The organism is Duganella vulcania (assembly GCF_009857655.1).
Classification (GTDB): Bacteria; Pseudomonadota; Gammaproteobacteria; order Burkholderiales; family Burkholderiaceae_D; genus Rugamonas; species Rugamonas vulcania.
Window position 1 is genome coordinate 63,360 of record NZ_WWCX01000020.1, and the last position, 17,737, is coordinate 81,096.

Consider the following 17,737-nt stretch of genomic DNA (forward strand, 5'->3'; position numbering starts at 1 on the left):
ATGACTATGCATCACCGGCGCAAGACCCTGGCCGCCTCGATTTCCCTGATCGCGCTGGGCGCCGCCGCGTCGGCCCAGGCCGCGCCGATCGCCACGCTGGACCGCAACGGCGCCTGGGTCTCGGTCGAGGCCTACGGCCCGAACGTGGTCCGCGTCACGGTAGCCGCCGACAAGGCCGAGGCGCTGAAGCCCGGCGGCTACGGCATCCTGGCCGGCGGCGTCGACAACGCGGCCTTCCGCCACACCGGCGGCAAGGACGGCGACACCTTCAGCTCGTCCGCGCTGAGCCTGCACGTGGCGCCGGCGCCCGCGCCGCACGTGCCGTCCATGAGCGAGAAATATTTTGCCTCGACGCTGGCGCCGGTCGCGCTGCAGGTGAAGAACGCCAGGGGCGAAGTGGTGCTCGACATGACCGGCTGGGACCTGGCGCCGCAAACCGTCAACACAGAGAAGACCTACCAGGCCAGCGCCTCGTTCAGCGCGCCGGCCGACGAGCATTACTACGGCATGGGCCAGAACCAGGAATCGATGGGCCCGCTGGACCTGCGCGGCCGCGTCATCGACTGCAAGCACTGGTACGACGCGCCGGCCGGCGAAACCGTGTGCGTGCCGTTCATGGTGTCGTCCAAGGGTTACGGCATCGTCTGGGACAACCCGTCGCCGACGCGCTTCATCGCCGGCATCAACGGCCGCACCGCGTTCCAGTCCAGCGTGGGCGAGCGCGTCAGCTTCTTCGTCATCACCGGCAACACGCCGGAGGAACTGTATTCCGGCTACGCGCGCGTGACCGGCAAGACGCCGATCCCGCCGAAGGCCGCGTTCGGCCTGATCCAGTCCAAGGCGCGCTACGAGAGCCAGCAGGAAGTGCTGCGCGTGGCCAATACCTACCGCCAGAAGAAATACCCGCTCGACATCATGGTGGTGGACTGGTTCTACTGGACCCGCATGGGCCAGCTGGACATCGACCCGGCGCAATTCCCCGACCCGGACGCCATGAACAAGGAGCTGCACGGCCTGGGCATGCAGTCCATCATTTCGTTCTGGCCGCGCTTCGAGAGCTCGGGCCGCTACTTCAACGAGCTCGATGCCAAGGGCTACTTCCTCAAGGACAAGGACGGCAAGACCGTCGACGGCCTGCCGTCGCGCTCGGACCGCACCGGCGCGCTGATCGACTCGACCAACCCAGCGGCCCGCAAATGGTTCTGGGAACACGCGCGCGACAACGTGCTGTCGCACGGCTTCGACTATCCATGGCTGGACGAGACCGAGCCCGACCTGGTACCGAGCGGCTACTTCTATTCGATCGGCTCCGGCGACCGCTACCACAACGTCTACCCGCTGCTGCACGTCGAAGGCTTTGCCGAGAACATGCGCGCGTGGAAGCCGAACAAGCGCGCGCTGGTCCTGTCGCGCGCCGCCTACCTGGGCTCGCAGCGCACCGGCGCCTTGTTCTGGTCCTCCGACATCAGCCCCTCGTGGGAAGCGCTGACGCGCCAGATCCCGACCGGCCTGAACATGACAGCCTCCGGCATCGCCTACTGGGGCAACGACATTGGCGGCTGGCAGTGGCTGCCGCAATCGACCAAGGCCACCAAGGCGCCGCTGCTCGACCCGGCAGGCGGCACCGGCACGGTCGGCCAGAACCACGACTATCCTGAACTGTTCACGCGCTGGTTCCAGTACGGCACCTTCCTGCCGACCTTGCGCGTGCACGGCGACCGCAAGCACACGGAATTGTGGGAATTCGGCACCCAGGCCGAACCGATCCTGGCCCGCTACGACCGCCTGCGCTACCAGCTGCTGCCCTACATCTACAGCCAGGCCAAGGCCACCTACGACAGCGGCGCGCCGTTCATGCGGCCGCTGTGGATGGACTTCCCGAACGACCCCAAGGTGGCCGACATCGGCACGCAGTACATGTTCGGGCCGGCGTTCCTGGTCGCGCCCGTGACCGAGCAGGGCCAGACGCAAAAGGATGTCTACCTGCCGGCCGGCGCCGACTGGTACAACTTCTGGACCAACGAGAAGCTGGCGGGCGGCCGCTGGGTCAAGGTGGCGGCGCCGATCGACCAGATCCCGGTGTTCGTGCGGGCCGGCGCCATCGTGCCGCTGGGCTCGGAGATCCAGTCGACCGCCGAGCGCCAGCAGGTCGCCGAGATCCGCGTCTATCCCGGCAAGGATGGCGACTTCGCGCTGTATGACGACGACGGCGTGTCCTACGATTATGAAAAAGGCAAGGGAACGACGGTCCGGCTGCACTGGAACGACGCCACCAGCCGCCTGAACGCGAGCGGCGACGGCGAAGTGGCCCGCAAGGCGCCGAGCCTGGTCAAGGTCGCGGGAAAATAGAGGCAAAAACGAATCTGCCCCCACCCAAACAGTATAGCTGCATGCAAAAGTGGTATTGGAAATTATAGGTGGAAATCGCCTAAGATCATCCATTGGCAGATTCATCAATAAAATGGGCGCGGCCGCAGCTTGGCCGCCAATCCGGAGACAATCTTTTTCGCGAGTACCGCATGAGCACTTTTTCCACGTTGGACGTGACCGTCTTTCTTGTCTATTTTGTCCTGGTCGCTGGCTATGGCATCTGGGTCTACCGGCGCAAGCAGGCCGGCTCCGGCCTCGCCTCGCATGACTACTTCCTGGCCGAAGGTTCGCTGACCTGGTGGGCCATCGGCGCTTCGCTGATCGCCTCCAACATCTCGGCCGAGCAGTTCATCGGCATGAGCGGTTCGGGCTTCCGCATCGGCATGGCCATCGCGGTCTACGAGCTGATGGCCGCCGCCACGCTGGTGATCGTGGCCGTGTTCTTCATGCCCGTCTACCTGAAGAACCGCATCTACACGATGCCGCAATTCCTTGAACAACGCTACGGCAAGGCGGTCGCCACCACCATGGCGCTGTTCTGGCTGGGCCTGTATGTCGTGGTCAACCTGACCTCCATCCTGTACCTGGGCGCGCTGGCAATCAGCAGCCTGTCCGGCATCGCCCTGCTCCCTTGCATGCTGTTCCTGGCCGTGTTCGCCGCCATCATCACGCTGGGCGGCATGAAGGTCATCGGCTACACCGACGTGGTGCAGGTCACCTGCCTGGTGGTCGGCGGCCTGGTCACGACCTGGCTGGCACTGGACATGGTCGCCGCATTGGGCAACAAGCACGGCGCGCTGCAAGGCTTCTCCGAGCTGTACAACCACGCCCGCGGCCACTTCGACATGGTCCTCAAGCGCGACAATCCCAACTATATGGACCTGCCGGGCCTGTCGGTCCTGCTGGGCGGCATGTGGATCGTCAACCTGAACTACTGGGGCTGCAACCAGTACATCACGCAGCGCGCGCTGGGCGCCGACCTGCCGACCGCCCGCAAGGGCCTGCTGTTCGCGGCCTTCCTGAAGCTGCTGATGCCGGTGATCGTGGTGCTGCCTGGTATCGCGGCGTATGCACTGGACAAGTCCGGCGCGCTGGGCGATGCCATGAAGGTGGGCGGCGAAGTCAACCCCGACCGCGCCTACCCGATCCTGCTGGGCCTGCTGCCTTCGGGCCTGAAGGGCATCGCGTTCGCGGCGCTGACCGCCGCCGTGGTCGCTTCGCTGGCCGGCAAGGCCAATAGCATCGCCACCATCTTCACGCTGGACATCTACAAGAAGGCCTTCAACAAGGAAGCCACCGAGCAGCGCATGGTGTGGATCGGCCGCGTGAGCGTGGTCGTGGCGATGGCGCTAGCCGTGGTGATCGCGCCGATGCTGGGCATCGACAAGAAAGGCGGCTTCCAGTACATCCAGGAATACACCGGCTTCGTCTCGCCTGGCATCCTGGCCATGTTCCTGATGGGCTTCTTCTGGAAGAAAACCACGTCCGGCGCGGCCATGTTCGCCACGCTGGGTGGCCTGGCCGGCTCGATCCTGCTGAAATTCCTGCCGACGATGATGGACCTGTCCTTCCTGGCGACTATCGGCTTCTCCAAGGACAACGGCAGCGGCGTGTTCGAGATCCCGTTCCTGGACCGCATGTTCATCGTGTTCTGGGTGGTCATCGCCGGCATGGTCGTGATGAGCAAGATGGCCGATGCCAAGCGCGACAACGTCAAGCACATGCACATCGACACCTCGCTGTTCCGCGTCGACGGCGCCTTCGCGCTGGGTTCGGCCGTAATCGGCATCGCGCTGACGACGATCTACAGCCTCTGGTGGTAATCGCGGTTCACCATCCCCGCCCTGCATGAGCTGACGGCGGGGCGCAATAAAAAGGTTCATCCCGGTAATCCGCGATGAACCTTTTTTATTGGCCGCACCTCAGGCATGTACAGGGCGGGGTCTATTTTTTCGGCTTTTACTAAAACCCGCTAACCACTGCTACCCAATACTAACCATCGATATTTCGTACGACTCCGCGCTATTTTCGGAACTAAAGACTACTAACCACCTCTAACGAATACAGGTCGAAAAATTAGTAGCGATTAGCATTCGGCACGGCATTTTTAGTATGTGTTAGCGCTGTGTAGTACAGGTTAGCAATGGTTAGCAGCGCTTAGTAAAACCCGATTTTAGAGAGCCCCCATGCCTACCTCCCCCAAAATCAAGCCCACGTACAACCTCCAGTTCCCGATCCGCGTACCTGACGATGTGCTGGTCGAGCTGGGTGAATTCACTGGCAATTTCTGGTCGGATTCCTGGGCGCAGGAACCCTTCGTTATTGAAGCGATCCGAAACTACATCAATCCTCCGCCGCCGCCATCGCAGCAGCCCGCGGCGGTGTCCGAGGCCGGATACCAATGGAAGCAGGTCATTCTTCCCGAGGGTACAAGGCTGCGCGCCAGCTTCGGCAGCCAGCCCTATTTCGCCACAGTGGTGGGAACGGAAATCAAATACGAAGGTCATACGGTATCGCCATCGTGCTTCGCGAACCTGCATGGCAGCGGCAACCGCAATGCATGGAAGGCCATATGGCTGCGCCTCCCCGGCAGCAACGAATGGTTGCTGGCCGAGGTCTGCCGCTCGGCGCGGAAAGCCGCCGGCCAAAGCCGCACAACGACGGCGCAAGATGGTGGCACTCGGCACAAGTCCGGTTCTGGAAAAAGCGCCCGCCGCAGGAAGCGCCGCGCTGCGAAACAAATTCCCGGTGATTCGTGAGGGAATAAAAAAGGGCGCCCGCTGCATTTGCAGCGAGCGCCCTTTTTATCGTCCGGCGATTAGCGCGATGCCTTGCGCAGCGGCTTGCCGTTCACGTCGTAGACGGCGGCATCCAGGTGAACCACGGTGCTCACGGCCTTGCTGTCGGCAGCGCTGGCCGCCAGGGTCAGCTTGTAATCGCCCTTGGCGACTTTCCAGGTCTTCGATGCCGAGTCATACATCGCCAGCAAGCGCGGATCGACGGTCACGGAACCCTGCACGCCGGCACCCGGCTGAACCTCGACCTTCTGGAAGCCGGCCAGGCGCTTCGGTGCTTCCCAGCGGGCGGTCAGCGGCGACACGTAGACCTGCGCCACCTGCTTGCCCGCCACCTTGCCGGTATTCTTCACAGTGAACGAAGCACGCACCGCGCCGTCCTTGACGCTGGCGGCCAGGTCCGAGAAGGCGAACTCGGTGTAGGACAAGCCATGCCCGAACGGGAACAGCGGCGTCAGTCCCTTCAGGTCGAACCACTTGTAGCCGACCGCGGCGCCTTCGCTGTAGTTGACGTCGAAGCGGCGGTCCGCCACTTCCGGGAAGCCGTCCAGCGCCGGGCGCGGCAATTGCGATTCCGACGCCGGGAAGGTGGCCGGCAAACGGCCCGACGGATTGACTTCGCCGAACAGCACGCCGGCGATCGCTTCGCCGCCGTCGCTGCCGGGGTACCACGCCTCCAGCACCGCCGACACTTTCGGCAGCCACGGCATGGTCACCGGACCGCCGGTTTCCAGCACCACGACGGTATTGGCGTTGGCCTCGGCCACCGTGGCGATCAGTTCGTCCTGCTTGTCGGTCAGCGACAGGTTCGGCATGTCGAAGCCCTCGCCCGTCCACTGGGTCGCGAACACCAGCACCACATCGCTCTCGCGCGCCAGCTTGGCGGCGGCGGCGCGGTCGCTGCCGTCGGCGTAGGCAACCGTCGCCGATGGCAGGCGCGCCTTGATGGCCTTCAACGGCGACGACGGATACACCATGACCGGGCCCGGCCAGGTCTTGGGCAGCAATTCAGGCGCCGCATTGCCGCCGGCCGGATATACCAGCGACGAACCGCCGCCAGCCAGCACGCCACGGTCGGCATAACCGCCGATCACCGCGATCTTCCTGGCCGAACGGCTCAGCGGCAAGGCGCCGGTGCTGTTCTTCAGCAGCACCATGCCCTCCTGCGCATCCTTGCGCGACACGGCCGCGTGCGCGCCAAAGTCGATCGACTGCGGCGCCGGCGCCACCGGATGATCCACCACGCCATGCTCGAACATCGCGTGCAGGATGCGGCGCACCATGTCGTCCAGGCGGGCCTGCGGCACCCAGCCATTCAACACGGCTTCCTTCAACGGCGGACCAAAATAGTCGGCCAGGTCGAACGGCATGCCCGATTGCTGGTCCAGCCCCGCGTTGGCGGCCGGCACCGTGCTGTGCGTCGCGCCCCAGTCCGACATCACCCAGCCCTTGAAGCCCCAGTCCTTCTTCAGCACCTCGTTGAGCAGGTAGCTGTTTTCGCACGCGTACACGCCGTTGACGCGGTTGTACGAGCACATCACCGAGCCGGGATTGCCCTCCTCGTTGGCGATCTGCAGGGCCAGCAGGTCCGACATGCGCGCCGAGCGGTCGTCGATCTTGACGTTGAGCGTGGTGCGGTTGGTTTCCTGGTCGTTCAGCGCGTAGTGCTTGAGGGTGGACACGATGCGGTTCGACTGGATGCCCTTGATCTGCGCGCCGACGATCTTGCCGGCCAACAGAGGATCCTCGCCGGCATATTCGAAGTTGCGGCCGTTGCGCGGCTCGCGCATCAGGTTGACGCCGCCGGCCAGCAGCACGTTGAAGCCGTAGCTGCGCGCTTCCGCGCCGATCATGGCGCCGCCCGCGTAGGCGGTGTTCAGGTCCCAGGTGGCGGCCGTGTTCAGGCCGGACGGCAGCGCCGTGCCGGGACGCGCATCCGGGCCGCCCTGGCTGGCCACGCCCACGCCGGCGTCGGTTTCCCACAGGTTGGGGATGCCCAGGCGCGGCACGCCGTAGATGAAGCCCGCCGACTGCTTGTACGACGGCGCGGGACGCGTGGTCTTCTTCGATTCCATGTCGGCGCCCAGGTAGCCGTAGACCAGCTTGAGCTTCTCGTCCATGGTCATCGCCGCCACCGCCAGGCGGGCGCGTTCATCCGCGCCCAGCTTGGCGTTCATCCAAGGCATGGACGCTGGTGCGGCCACTTCCCCGGCCGCGCCGGTTTGCGCGCCGACGCTACCGCAGCACAATGCCACGGCAGCCGACAGCAGGCTGATTTTTGTTTTCAATTTCATTGGGTCTCCATCACTTTCTTAAAGGTTCGCGGGCGATTGTGCCTGTGGGGCACAGACCGGGCAATTATGAAAATGACGAATCTCCAGAACAATATTCCGCAGCGGCGGCGATCCGGCCGTCCATCGGGGGACGGCGGGATCGCCGGTACCGCTTATTTGAAACTATAGTCCAGGCTCACATACACATAGCGGCCGCGCGGATCGCCCCAGCTGTCGTTGTAGCCCAGCGAGGAGCCGGGATCGAAGGCCGGATCGCGGTTGAACACGTTGTTCGCGCCGACCCGGATCACCGCGTTCTTGATGCCGGCATAGCTCACCGACGCGTCCATCGTGGCGGTGGCCGGAATGCGGCGCCCCTTGGCATAGAAGTCATACCACTGGTTCTGCACCGCCGACGGCGAACGATCGACCTTGGTGCCGGCCACGTACTTGACGATGCCGGTGGCGCTCCACGGTCCCAGGTCCCAGTTCACGCCGACGTTCGCCAGCACACGCGGGTTGTTGTACTCGCCGGCGTCGCACGAGGTGTTGTTCGGGCAGTTGATGTAGACGTTATCGGCCAGCAGCACCGTGTCGTAGCGGATCGTGTAGTTGGCGTCGCCGAACACCTTGAAGCGGCCCAGCCGGTCGGTGCGGAAGGTGTAGGACGCGTCCAGGTCGATGCCCGAAGTGTGCGACTGGAAGCGGTTGACCCAGCCGGTCTTGATGTTGGACAGCTCGCCGCGCAGAGGCCCCAGCCGCGCCTTCTCGGCCGCCGACAGCGCCGCGTAGGCCGCGATGTCGTCGGCCGTGACAGCGTCGCGCGTCACGTGCGACTTGTAGGCGCCGTCCTCGTTTTCCAGCACCGTCGTGTTATCCAGCACATCGATCTTGTTCTTCCACTTGATGTCGTAGTAGGTCAGGCCGATGTTCAGGTCCTTGAGCGGCTCGATCACGAAGCCAAGGTTGTACTGGTTCGACTTCTCCGGCTGCAGGTCCTTGGTGCCGACGTTGGACGCCTTCACGTAGCGGGTGCAGTAGGTATCGAAGTACACATTGCCCTCGATGCAGCGGTGCGGGTCCTTGGTCGCCGAGAAGGAATCGCGGCCCTCGCTGAAGCGCTGCGGCAGCGACGGCGCCACCATGCCGGTGCTGTAGTTCGCGCGCAGCATGATCTCCCTGGCCGGCTTCCACTTCAGGCCGAACTTGGGATTGGTGGTCGAGCCGGCAAGCTCGTATTTGTCGTGGCGCACGGCGGCCTGGGCTTCCAGCGTCTTCAGCAACGGCAGGCTCAGCTCCGCATACACGGCCGACAGCTTTTCCGAACCGGAGATCGCTGGCAGCACCGCGTACTGGCCCAGCAGGCCCTGCTGCCAGTCCTGCGACGGCGTGTACGACAGCGAGTTCTTGCGCAGCTCGGAGCCTACCGACACGCCGATCTTCCCGCCCGGCAGCTCGCCAAATTCGGTCCCGGCCTGCAGCTTGATGGAATCGGTCTTGCTGCGGGTCTTCACAAACATCTCGCCCGACAGCTCGCGGATCAGGGCGTCCGAATTGCTGTTGGCGCCGAAGGGGTTGAAGCGCCCGTCATCGACCGCCTTGTTCAGTTCCTCCAGCTTGTAGGCGCCCAGCGTGTCGGTGCGGCCGCGCTCCTCGCCGTGCGACAGCGTGGCCGACCAGTCCCAGCCCGCCATCTCGCCCTTGAGGCCGGTCAGCAGCCAGAGGTTGTCGACGTTGGTCTTGATGCCGCCCTCGTAGACCGGGAAATCGCGCCGCACCGTCACCGGCTTGCCGTAGGTGTTGAACGGATTGGAGGCCGGGATGACCAGGTTGTTGCGATCGCGGTTCTGCAGCCAGGACGATTGGCCGACGATGCGCTTGTCGAAGTTGGTGAAGAAGGCGTTGGCGAACAGCGTCATGTCCGGCGTGATGTCCCAGTTCAGCGCGGCGGTGGCGCCGGCGCGGCGCGAAGGCTTGACCAGGTCGGTGAATTCCGCCGTGGCCGACAGGCAGCCGTTGCGGGTCGGCGAAGGGAACCATTCGGCGCCGCTCGGATACGGCAGCTTGGAGCCGGGCAGGCAGCCCGGGTCGGGGAAGCGGTTGCCGCCGATCGACAGCGTGCCGGCGTCGGTGCCGTGGGCGCCGTACACGTTGGCGTACTGCAGGCCACCCTTGGCGCCAAAGTCGATGTGGTTGGCCCAGTCGCGGTCGGTGCCCCTGATGCGCTTGGTGTCCTCGTACATCGCCGCGTAGGTCAGGTTGAATTTCTGCGTCGCGCGGTCGCCGTAGCCGCCGGCCACCGACAGCTTGCGCACGTCGCCGCCGCCCAGCGTGGTGCCGCCGTAGCTGGCGCTCAGGTCCGTGCCCTGGTAGTTCTGGCGCATGATGAAGTTGATCACGCCGCCCACCGCGTCGGTGCCGTAGATGGCCGAGGCGCCGTCCTTGAGCACCTCGATGCGCTCGATCGCCGCCAGCGGCAGCATGTTCAAGTCCACCGAGGTGAAGCCGTTGGAATCGTCCGAGCCGGACACCGGCAGGCGGTTGCCGTTCAACAGGATCAGGGTCGGCATGCCGCGCAGGCTGGCCGTGGTGGCGCCGTTGCGGAAGTCGTTGCCGCCGCCGAATTCACTGCCATTGCCGCCCACCCCGGGCAGGTTGCGCAACACGTCCAGCACCGAGGTCGCGCCGGAACGCTTGATGTCCTCCTTGGTGATCAGGGTCATCGGCGAGACGCCCTCCTGCGCGACCCGCTTGATATTACTGCCGGTGATTTCCACCCGCTCCATCTTGGGCTCCGGCTGCTCCTGCGCCATCGCCACTGTCACGGCATGGGCCGACAACAACGCCAGCGCCAACTTCACCCAGCGCACACCTATTTTTTCCTGAAACATCTTACTCGTCTCCTAGTGATGACGTCCCACATCGAACGTGCGGGATCGTGATAATCAAACTGCCGGTTTGCTTCGATCGCGTGCCCAACGAGGCTATCGAATCGCAACAGAGCTTACGTGGCCCTGATGGGCACGTCTTGGCAGTCTTGACACCGGAAACGAACGAAATCGGCACAACCGGGGCCGAAACGAAACATGGCTCCCGAAGGAGCCATGCTTGGACACCGCGCGCGAACGGCTGGAAACTAGACGATCCGCAGCGCGAAGGCGTAAGGCAGCGCCGGGGCCGCGGCCGGCAGCGTCACCCGCAGGCCGTCGGCCGCCTGCTCGAAGGCCAACGCCTGGCCGCCCACCAGCTCGACCTTGGCGATGCCACGCTTCAGGTGCGGGCTGCCGGCGCGCATGGACTTGATCGTCACCTTGCCGTCGGCCGGCCAGCCCATGACGAAGGCGTACACCGCGTCGCCCTTGGCGGTGAAGCGCACGTCCGCCGCCGAGAACGGCTTGTTCTTGCCCTCGTTGAAGCCCGGGCCCGACATCGGCGCCGCGGCCTCCTCCATCACCGGCCCCTCGCCGAACACCGCCCACGGACGGCTGTCGTAGATGCCCTCGCTGCTGACCGCCATCCAGCGGCCAATTTCCTCAACGATGTCGCGCTCAAGCGGATCGATGGTGCCGTTGCCGCGCACCGGCACGCTGAGCAGCAGGTTGCCGTTCTTGCTGACCACGTCGATCAGCGTATGCACCACCGTTTGCGCGCTCTTGTACGACTTGCTTTCGTAGACGCGGCGGTCGTAGTGCCAGCTGCCGATGCAGGTGCAGGTCTGCCACGGCAGCGGCTCGATGGCGTTGCTCTGGCCGCGCTCGATATCCCACACCATGGTCTTGCGCTGCTGCTCGCTAAGGATCTTGCCGTTGACCACGGCCTCCAGCTTGCCCTTCTTCGCGATGCTGCGGTTGTACATATGCGCGGCCAGGCGCAGGCCGACGTCGCTGACAGGGTGCAGCGGCAGCACGGTATCGTCGAAGTAGACCAGGTCGGGGTCGTAGTTGTTGATCAGTTCCATGGTGCGGTCGTAGAACTTCTCGCAGTAGGCCTGGTCGGGGGTGGACGCGCCGCCGCCCCAGTGCCACTGGTCGCCGACCACACTCCCGCCGCCGTTCTTGCTCAGCGGATGGTTCTGCGCGTACAGCGCCTGCGGATCAAGGCCGTCCCACCACTTGCCCTTGCCATCGGCCTTGGTCAGGTGGCCATCGTAGGGCACGCCCGCGTACGGGCCGGTCTTGTCGGCGCCCTGGGATGTCTCGTACCAGGTCCAGGCGTGGGCCGCGTGCACGCTGACGCCGAAGCGCAGCCCCTGCTTGCGGGCCGCCTTGGCCCAGCCGCCGATCAGGTCCTTCTTCGGGCCGACCTTGGTCGAGTTCCACTGCGGCTGGTACTTGCTCGCGTACAGGTCGAGGTTGTCGTGGTGGTTGGCCAAGGCCACGAAGTATTTCGCGCCGGCCTTCTTGTACAGCGAGACCAGGGCATCGGGATCCCAGCGCTCGGCCTTCCATTGGTGGATCACGTCCTTGAAGCCGACCTTGGACGGGTGGCCGTATTTCTCCACGTGGTAGCGGTAGTGATCGCTGCCCTCCTCGTACAGGCCGCGCGCGTACCAGTCGCCGTGTTCCGCTTCGCACTGAGGGCCCCAGTGCGCCCACATGCCGAACTTGGCGTTGCGGAACCAGTCCGGGGTCTGGTAGGCCGCCAGCGAATCCCAGTCCGCCGTGAACGGGCCAGGCGCCATCTTCTCATGGCCGCCGAACGGCGCCGCCTGGGCGGCAAAGGTAAAGGGGGAAAGCGCCAACGCCGGAATGGCCGCGCCCAGGTGCCGCAATAATTCTCGTCTCTTCATTTTTTGGTTCCATTGTGAATTCGGGAAGTCCTGCGCGCATTGTCCAAGCAAGCGCCTGGCGATGCAATTGCGAAAACCGCCATTCCGGCTCATAAAATCAGGCAATACATACCGGCGCCCCGTCCGGAGCCCTTGACGTGACGCCCTGCACAGATCAACGTACGGCTAGCGAAAGTGGCACAATAGCGATGAACTGGTCGCTATCGAACCAGATTACAGGAGGGATACCATGAAGAACCATTTCGTATTGCTGTTGATTGGAATGATGATGGCAAGCGGCGGCGCGTCTGCCGCCGGCTGCGTTAAAGGCGCGGCGGCAGGTGCGGTTGTCGGCCACGTCGCGGGACACCATGCGGTTGCCGGGGCGGTAGGCGGTTGCCTGGTTGGCCGTCATATGGCCAAGGAGAAGGCAAAAAAGGAAAAGGCGGAGGCTGACGCCAGGAAGGCCCAGCAGGCCCAACAAAATCCTCAACAGGTCCCTGCGAAGTAATTGTCGGACTGAGCTGGCGCCAGCCCGTCCAGCACCTGGTAGTGCGGCTTCACTGCTGCGCTGCGGGCGCGCCACCACCTTGGCGGAAGATGAGCTGCGCATAGTGGTACAGGTTGTCCGCCCAGCTCTCGCGGTCATGCGCATGCTCGTCCACGTTCCAGATGTGCGCGATGCCATGCTCCTTCAGGTAGCGGTGCAACGTCTGCGAACCGGCGATCAGCCCGTCCTGGTTGCCGCAGGATAGGTACAACAGCCGTGGCTGGACGTGCCCGCCCTCAGGCAGCAGCGCGGCCGCCGCCTTCAGGTTGGGCGCGGCCGAGAAGGCGCCGACCCAGCCAAAGATCTCAGGATGTCCCAGTCCGATATTCAGCGACTGGCCGCCCCCCATCGACAAACCAGCGATCGCGCGCTGCGCCCCGCCGGCCATGGTTGGGTACCTGGCGTCGATGGCCGGCACCAGCACCTCCGGCAGCTCACGCTCGAACGCAGTGAAGCCGGCGATGTGCGCCGGCGTGAAGGTGCGCTCGCCCGGCGGCGGGCGGTCGTCGGCCAGGGCTCGGCCATTGGGCATGACGACGATCATCGGCACCGCCTTGCCATCGGCGATCAGGTTGTCGAGGATGGCCTGCGCGTGCACGTAACCGCGCCATTCATCGTGGTTGCCGCCGATGCCGTGCAGCAGATACAGCACCGGATAGCGCCGCTGCGCCGTGTAGCCGGCCGGCAGGTAGACGTTGGCCTTGCGCCGCGTGCCGGTGATGCTGGAGTCGTAGCTGAATTCCTCGATCCGTCCCTGCGCCACACCCGCCCGCGCCTGGTCGAAACCGGCCGGCGCGGCGGCGAAGGCGCGCACGTCGTCGGCCGCCAGCACCACCGGCTGGGCCGGGCGCGGCTGGTTGAGCAGGCGCTCGATGTCGGGCCGCATCGCGGCGGCCCAGATGCGGTAGCCCTTTTCCGACAGGTGCAGGAAGTCCGGCTGGTTCTCGGCCGACAGCGTGCCGTCGGTGCCGATGAAGTGCGCGCCGTAGTCGTTGAAGAAGACGCGCTGGCCGTCGTCCAGCGTCGCCACCATCTTGTCGAGCGCGACGATGCGCTGGCGCACCGGCTCATCGGGCTTGGCGCCGGACGGCAGCACGGCGTTGAGCAGGATGCGCGCGGCCGGATACTGCGCGCGCAACCGGCCGACCACGGCCTGGATGCCGCCGAACACCTGCTCCGGCGTTTCGCCGCACAGGTTGAGGTTGTTCACGCCGATCAGCAGCACCACCAGCTTCGGCTGCAGGCGCGCGATGGCCGGATCCTGCAGGCGCCACAACACATTGCCGGTGTGGTCGCCGCCGATGCCGAAGTTGGCGGCCTTGAGCTGGCCGAAGTTGGCATCCCACACCGGCTTGGACCACATCTCGGTAATCGAATCGCCGAGGAACATCACGTCGATGTCGCCCTTGGCGGCGCGCGCCACCTGCTCCGCGTGCATGCCGCGCCAGCGCTCGATCGACATCCACGGGTACTCGACGTTGCGCGGCGCCGCCGTCAAGGCGCACGGCGGCGCGGTTTGCGTTGCGGGGGTATCGGCGGCGATGGCGCCATGGACGGTCAGTGCGGTCATCAACAACAGGGCCAGGCGGCTGGACATGGGAAGCTTCCTTTTCGATTCGGTGGGTGCAGCGATTTTGCAACCCGCGCCGCGCCGTATCAATTATGAAATTCACCAATGTGCACAGTGTTTCTTGTCAACCGCGCCACAGCGGCAAGGTTACCCGGCACAATAAGCGCCAGTAACTTCCGGCCACGCCCGGACACGACGGACAGCGACATCAGCGCGACTGTCCGCATTTGAGACTTAATCTTCCGACTTCCTCATGAATACTTTCTCGGCATTAGATACCATTGTTTTTCTCGTTTACTTTGTCATGGTCGCGGGCTATGGCCTGTGGGTGTACCGGCGCAAGCAGGCCGGCTCCGGCCTCGCCTCGCATGACTACTTCCTGGCCGAGGGTTCGCTGACCTGGTGGGCCATCGGCGCTTCGCTGATCGCCTCCAACATCTCGGCCGAGCAGTTCATCGGCATGAGCGGTTCGGGCTTCCGCATCGGCATGGCCGTGGCGGTCTACGAGCTGATGGCCGCCGCCACGCTGGTGATCGTGGCCGTGTTCTTCATGCCCGTCTACCTGAAGAACCGCATCTACACGATGCCGCAGTTCCTTGAACAGCGCTACGGCAAGGCGGTCGCCACCACGATGGCGCTGTTCTGGCTGGGCCTGTACGTGGTGGTCAACCTGACCTCGATCCTGTACCTGGGCGCGCTGGCGATCAGCAGCCTGTCCGGCATCGCCCTGCTGCCTTGCATGCTGTTCCTGGCCGTGTTCGCCGCCATCATCACGCTGGGCGGCATGAAAGTCATCGGCTACACCGACGTGGTGCAGGTCACCTGCCTGGTGGTCGGCGGCCTGGTCACGACCTGGCTGGCATTGGACATGGTCGCGGTGCTGGGCAACAAGCACGGCGCGCTGCAAGGCTTCTCCGAGCTGTACAACCACGCCCGCGGCCACTTCGACATGGTCCTCAAGCGCGACAATCCCAACTATATGGACCTGCCTGGCCTGTCGGTCCTGCTGGGCGGCATGTGGATCGTCAACCTGAACTACTGGGGCTGCAACCAGTACATCACGCAGCGCGCGCTGGGCGCCGACCTGCCGACCGCCCGCAAGGGCCTGCTGTTCGCGGCCTTCCTGAAGCTGCTGATGCCGGTGATCGTGGTGCTGCCTGGTATCGCGGCGTATGCGCTGGACAAGTCCGGCGCGCTGGGCGACGCCATGAAGGTGGGCGGCGAAGTCAATCCCGACCGCGCCTACCCTATCCTGCTGGGTCTGCTGCCTTCGGGCCTGAAGGGTATCGCGTTCGCGGCGCTCACCGCCGCCGTGGTCGCCTCGCTGGCCGGCAAGGCCAATAGCATCGCCACCATCTTCACGCTGGACATCTACAAGAAGGCCTTCAACAAGGAAGCCACGGAGCAGCGCATGGTGTGGATCGGCCGCGTGAGCGTGGTCGTGGCGATGGCCCTGGCCGTGCTGATCGCGCCGATGCTGGGCATCGACAAGAAAGGCGGCTTCCAGTACATCCAGGAATACACCGGCTTCGTCTCGCCCGGCATCCTGGCCATGTTCCTGCTGGGCTTCTTCTGGAAGAAAACCACGTCCGGCGCGGCCATGTTCGCCACGCTGGGTGGCTTGGCCGGCTCGATCGTGCTGAAGTTCCTGCCGACGATGATGGACCTGTCCTTCCTGGCGACTATCGGCTTCTCCAAGGACAACGGCAGCGGCGTGTTCGAGATTCCCTTCCTGGACCGCATGTTCATCGTGTTCTGGGTCGTGGTGGCCGGCATGGTCGTGATCAGCAAGATGGCCGAAGCAAGCCGCGACGCCAACACCCGCCACCTGCAAATCGACCACGGCCTGTTCCGCGTCGACGGCGCATTCGCCTTCGGCTCGGCCGTGATCTGCGTACTGCTGGCCACGATCTACACCGCTTGGTGGTAATCCCCATGTGAAAGGAGGTGTTCGCACCTTCTTTCCGGCGCCGGCCGCCGCAGGTTGCGGCGGTATCGCCGAACGGGTCCGCTAGCCGTTCGCGGACAACAGCTCCGGCGCCTCGAAATCGCGGTCCCGGTAGGCACGCGGCGTGCAACCGAGCTCTCGCTTAAACACCAGGTGCATGTACTGGGTCGAGCCGAAGCCGCAACCCAGCGCCACCTCGGCGATGCTGCGTTCGCCGCTGTCCAGGCCGGCCTTGGCCGCCTCCAGCTTGTAGCGCAACACCACGTCATGCACGCTGCATCCCAGCTCCTGCCGGAAATACGCCTCCAGCGACGAGCGCGACACGCCCAGGTACATGGCCACCTGGTGGCTCTTGAGGCTTTCGCAGGCATGCTGGCGGATGTAGTAACAAGCCCGCATCACCAGCGGATGCCCGGCCGGCTGGTGCAGGCTGGACGCGAGCACCTTGATGCCGGCCGGCGGCACCAGCACCGGCGCGCTGGCCACCCGTACCCGGTGCAGCTTCTGGCTCAGCAGATGCGCAGCCGTGCGCCCCATCTCGCGCGCGCCGTGCATGACCGAGGTCAGCGGGATGGGCGTGAGCAGGCGCACCAGCGGGTCGTTGTCGATGCCGACCAGCGCCACCTCCCCCGGCACCGCGATGCCGGCCATGCTGCAGGCCTGCAGCAGCTGGCGGGCGCGGGCGTCGGTCACGGCGATGATGCCGATCGGCTTGGGCAGGCTGCGCAGCCATTCGACCTGGCCGTGCAGCGCCTCGTCCCACGAGCACGGGGCGGTCGCGCAGCCGCGGAAGACCTCGGCTTCGCTGCGGTCGTTCCACATCAGGCGGCGGAACGCGTGTTCGCGCTCCTGGGCCCAGCGGTTCTCGGGCGCCTCGGGCAGGCTGAACATGGCAAAGCGCTGCAGGCCGACGTCGATCAGGTGCTCGCGGGCCTGCTTGACCAGCTGGAAATTGTCGGTCGCCACATAGGGCACGCCGGGCGGGTACTGGTCCTCGGCGGCGTAGGAACCGCCCACCGCCACCACCGGCAGTTGGCAATCGGCCAGGGCCGCCGCCACGTCGGGATCGTCGAAATCGGCAATGATGCCGTCCCCCTGCCAGTTGCCGATGCCGGCCAGCCGCAGGCAAAAGTCCTCCTCCAGAAACACTTCCCAGGCTACCCGCGTGCTGCCCAGATAGTCGGCGATGCCTGCCAGTACCTCCCGGTCAAATGTCTTGTTGGCGTTGAACAGCAGCGCGATCCGGTATGCTTTCGTCGCGCCCATATCACGCCGGCGCCTTGCTTGAATCGATGGCCATGGGGCCGCCGGCCCCCGTCATTGGTGTCCAGGTCATAGTCTCCTCCTTCGTTATTTTTCTGTGCAACGTACCCTCTCGGCTTTGCCGGAGCGTTACATAGAGCATAGAAATTTCCACACGGCGGCAGGTAGAGCTCAGTGGGAAATTGCTAGCAAAACGAAGA

General features: G+C 64.8%; 10 protein-coding genes. 5 read left to right on the forward strand and 5 right to left on the reverse strand.

Annotated features, from left to right (window positions below):
* The 3 genes from GTP90_RS14200 (at position 1) to GTP90_RS14210 (ending at position 5,129) form a co-directional block, all read left to right on the forward strand.
* Positions 1-2,349, forward strand: coding sequence for a glycoside hydrolase family 31 protein (locus GTP90_RS14200; protein WP_161084163.1), 2,349 nt, complete (start codon positions 1-3; stop codon positions 2,347-2,349).
* A 170-nt stretch (positions 2,350-2,519) separates the two neighbouring features.
* On the forward strand, positions 2,520-4,193 hold the full coding sequence (locus tag GTP90_RS14205; protein ID WP_161084164.1) for a sodium:solute symporter family transporter: 1,674 nt from the start codon (positions 2,520-2,522) through the stop codon (positions 4,191-4,193).
* A 363-nt stretch (positions 4,194-4,556) separates the two neighbouring features.
* Positions 4,557-5,129: a hypothetical protein gene (locus tag GTP90_RS14210; RefSeq protein WP_161084165.1), complete on the forward strand. Its 573-nt coding sequence runs from the start codon at positions 4,557-4,559 to the stop codon at positions 5,127-5,129.
* A gap of 59 nt (positions 5,130-5,188) precedes the next feature.
* Here GTP90_RS14210 and GTP90_RS14215 read toward each other — a convergent pair whose 3' ends face one another.
* The 3 genes from GTP90_RS14215 to GTP90_RS14225 all read right to left on the reverse strand — a co-directional run bounded on the left by GTP90_RS14215 (position 5,189) and on the right by GTP90_RS14225 (position 12,227).
* Positions 5,189-7,459, reverse strand: coding sequence for a glycoside hydrolase family 3 C-terminal domain-containing protein (locus GTP90_RS14215; RefSeq protein ID WP_161084166.1), 2,271 nt, complete (start codon positions 7,457-7,459; stop codon positions 5,189-5,191).
* A 152-nt stretch (positions 7,460-7,611) separates the two neighbouring features.
* On the reverse strand, positions 7,612-10,329 hold the full coding sequence (locus GTP90_RS14220) for a TonB-dependent receptor (protein WP_161084167.1): 2,718 nt from the start codon (positions 10,327-10,329) through the stop codon (positions 7,612-7,614).
* A 245-nt stretch (positions 10,330-10,574) separates the two neighbouring features.
* Positions 10,575-12,227: an alpha-L-fucosidase gene (locus GTP90_RS14225; RefSeq protein WP_175048089.1), complete on the reverse strand. Its 1,653-nt coding sequence runs from the start codon at positions 12,225-12,227 to the stop codon at positions 10,575-10,577.
* A 229-nt stretch (positions 12,228-12,456) separates the two neighbouring features.
* On the opposite strand from GTP90_RS14225, the gene GTP90_RS14230 reads away from it, so the two are divergent.
* A complete protein-coding gene (locus GTP90_RS14230) occupies positions 12,457-12,717 on the forward strand; it encodes a hypothetical protein (RefSeq protein ID WP_161084168.1) in 261 nt (86 codons plus the stop codon).
* A 49-nt stretch (positions 12,718-12,766) separates the two neighbouring features.
* Here GTP90_RS14230 and GTP90_RS14235 read toward each other — a convergent pair whose 3' ends face one another.
* Entirely contained in the window at positions 12,767-14,353 is a 1,587-nt protein-coding gene (locus tag GTP90_RS14235; protein ID WP_161084169.1) for an alpha/beta hydrolase-fold protein, read from the reverse strand.
* A 226-nt stretch (positions 14,354-14,579) separates the two neighbouring features.
* Here GTP90_RS14235 and GTP90_RS14240 point away from each other — a divergent pair, with 226 nt between their 5' ends.
* Positions 14,580-16,256 carry a sodium:solute symporter family transporter gene (locus GTP90_RS14240; protein WP_161084170.1) on the forward strand — a complete coding sequence of 559 codons (1,677 nt, stop codon included), beginning with the start codon at positions 14,580-14,582 and terminating at the stop codon, positions 16,254-16,256.
* A gap of 81 nt (positions 16,257-16,337) precedes the next feature.
* Here GTP90_RS14240 and GTP90_RS14245 read toward each other — a convergent pair whose 3' ends face one another.
* Positions 16,338-17,540, reverse strand: a complete 1,203-nt coding sequence (locus tag GTP90_RS14245) for a XylR family transcriptional regulator (RefSeq protein WP_161084171.1) — start codon at positions 17,538-17,540, stop codon at positions 16,338-16,340.
* Positions 17,541-17,737: the final 197 nt, after the last annotated feature.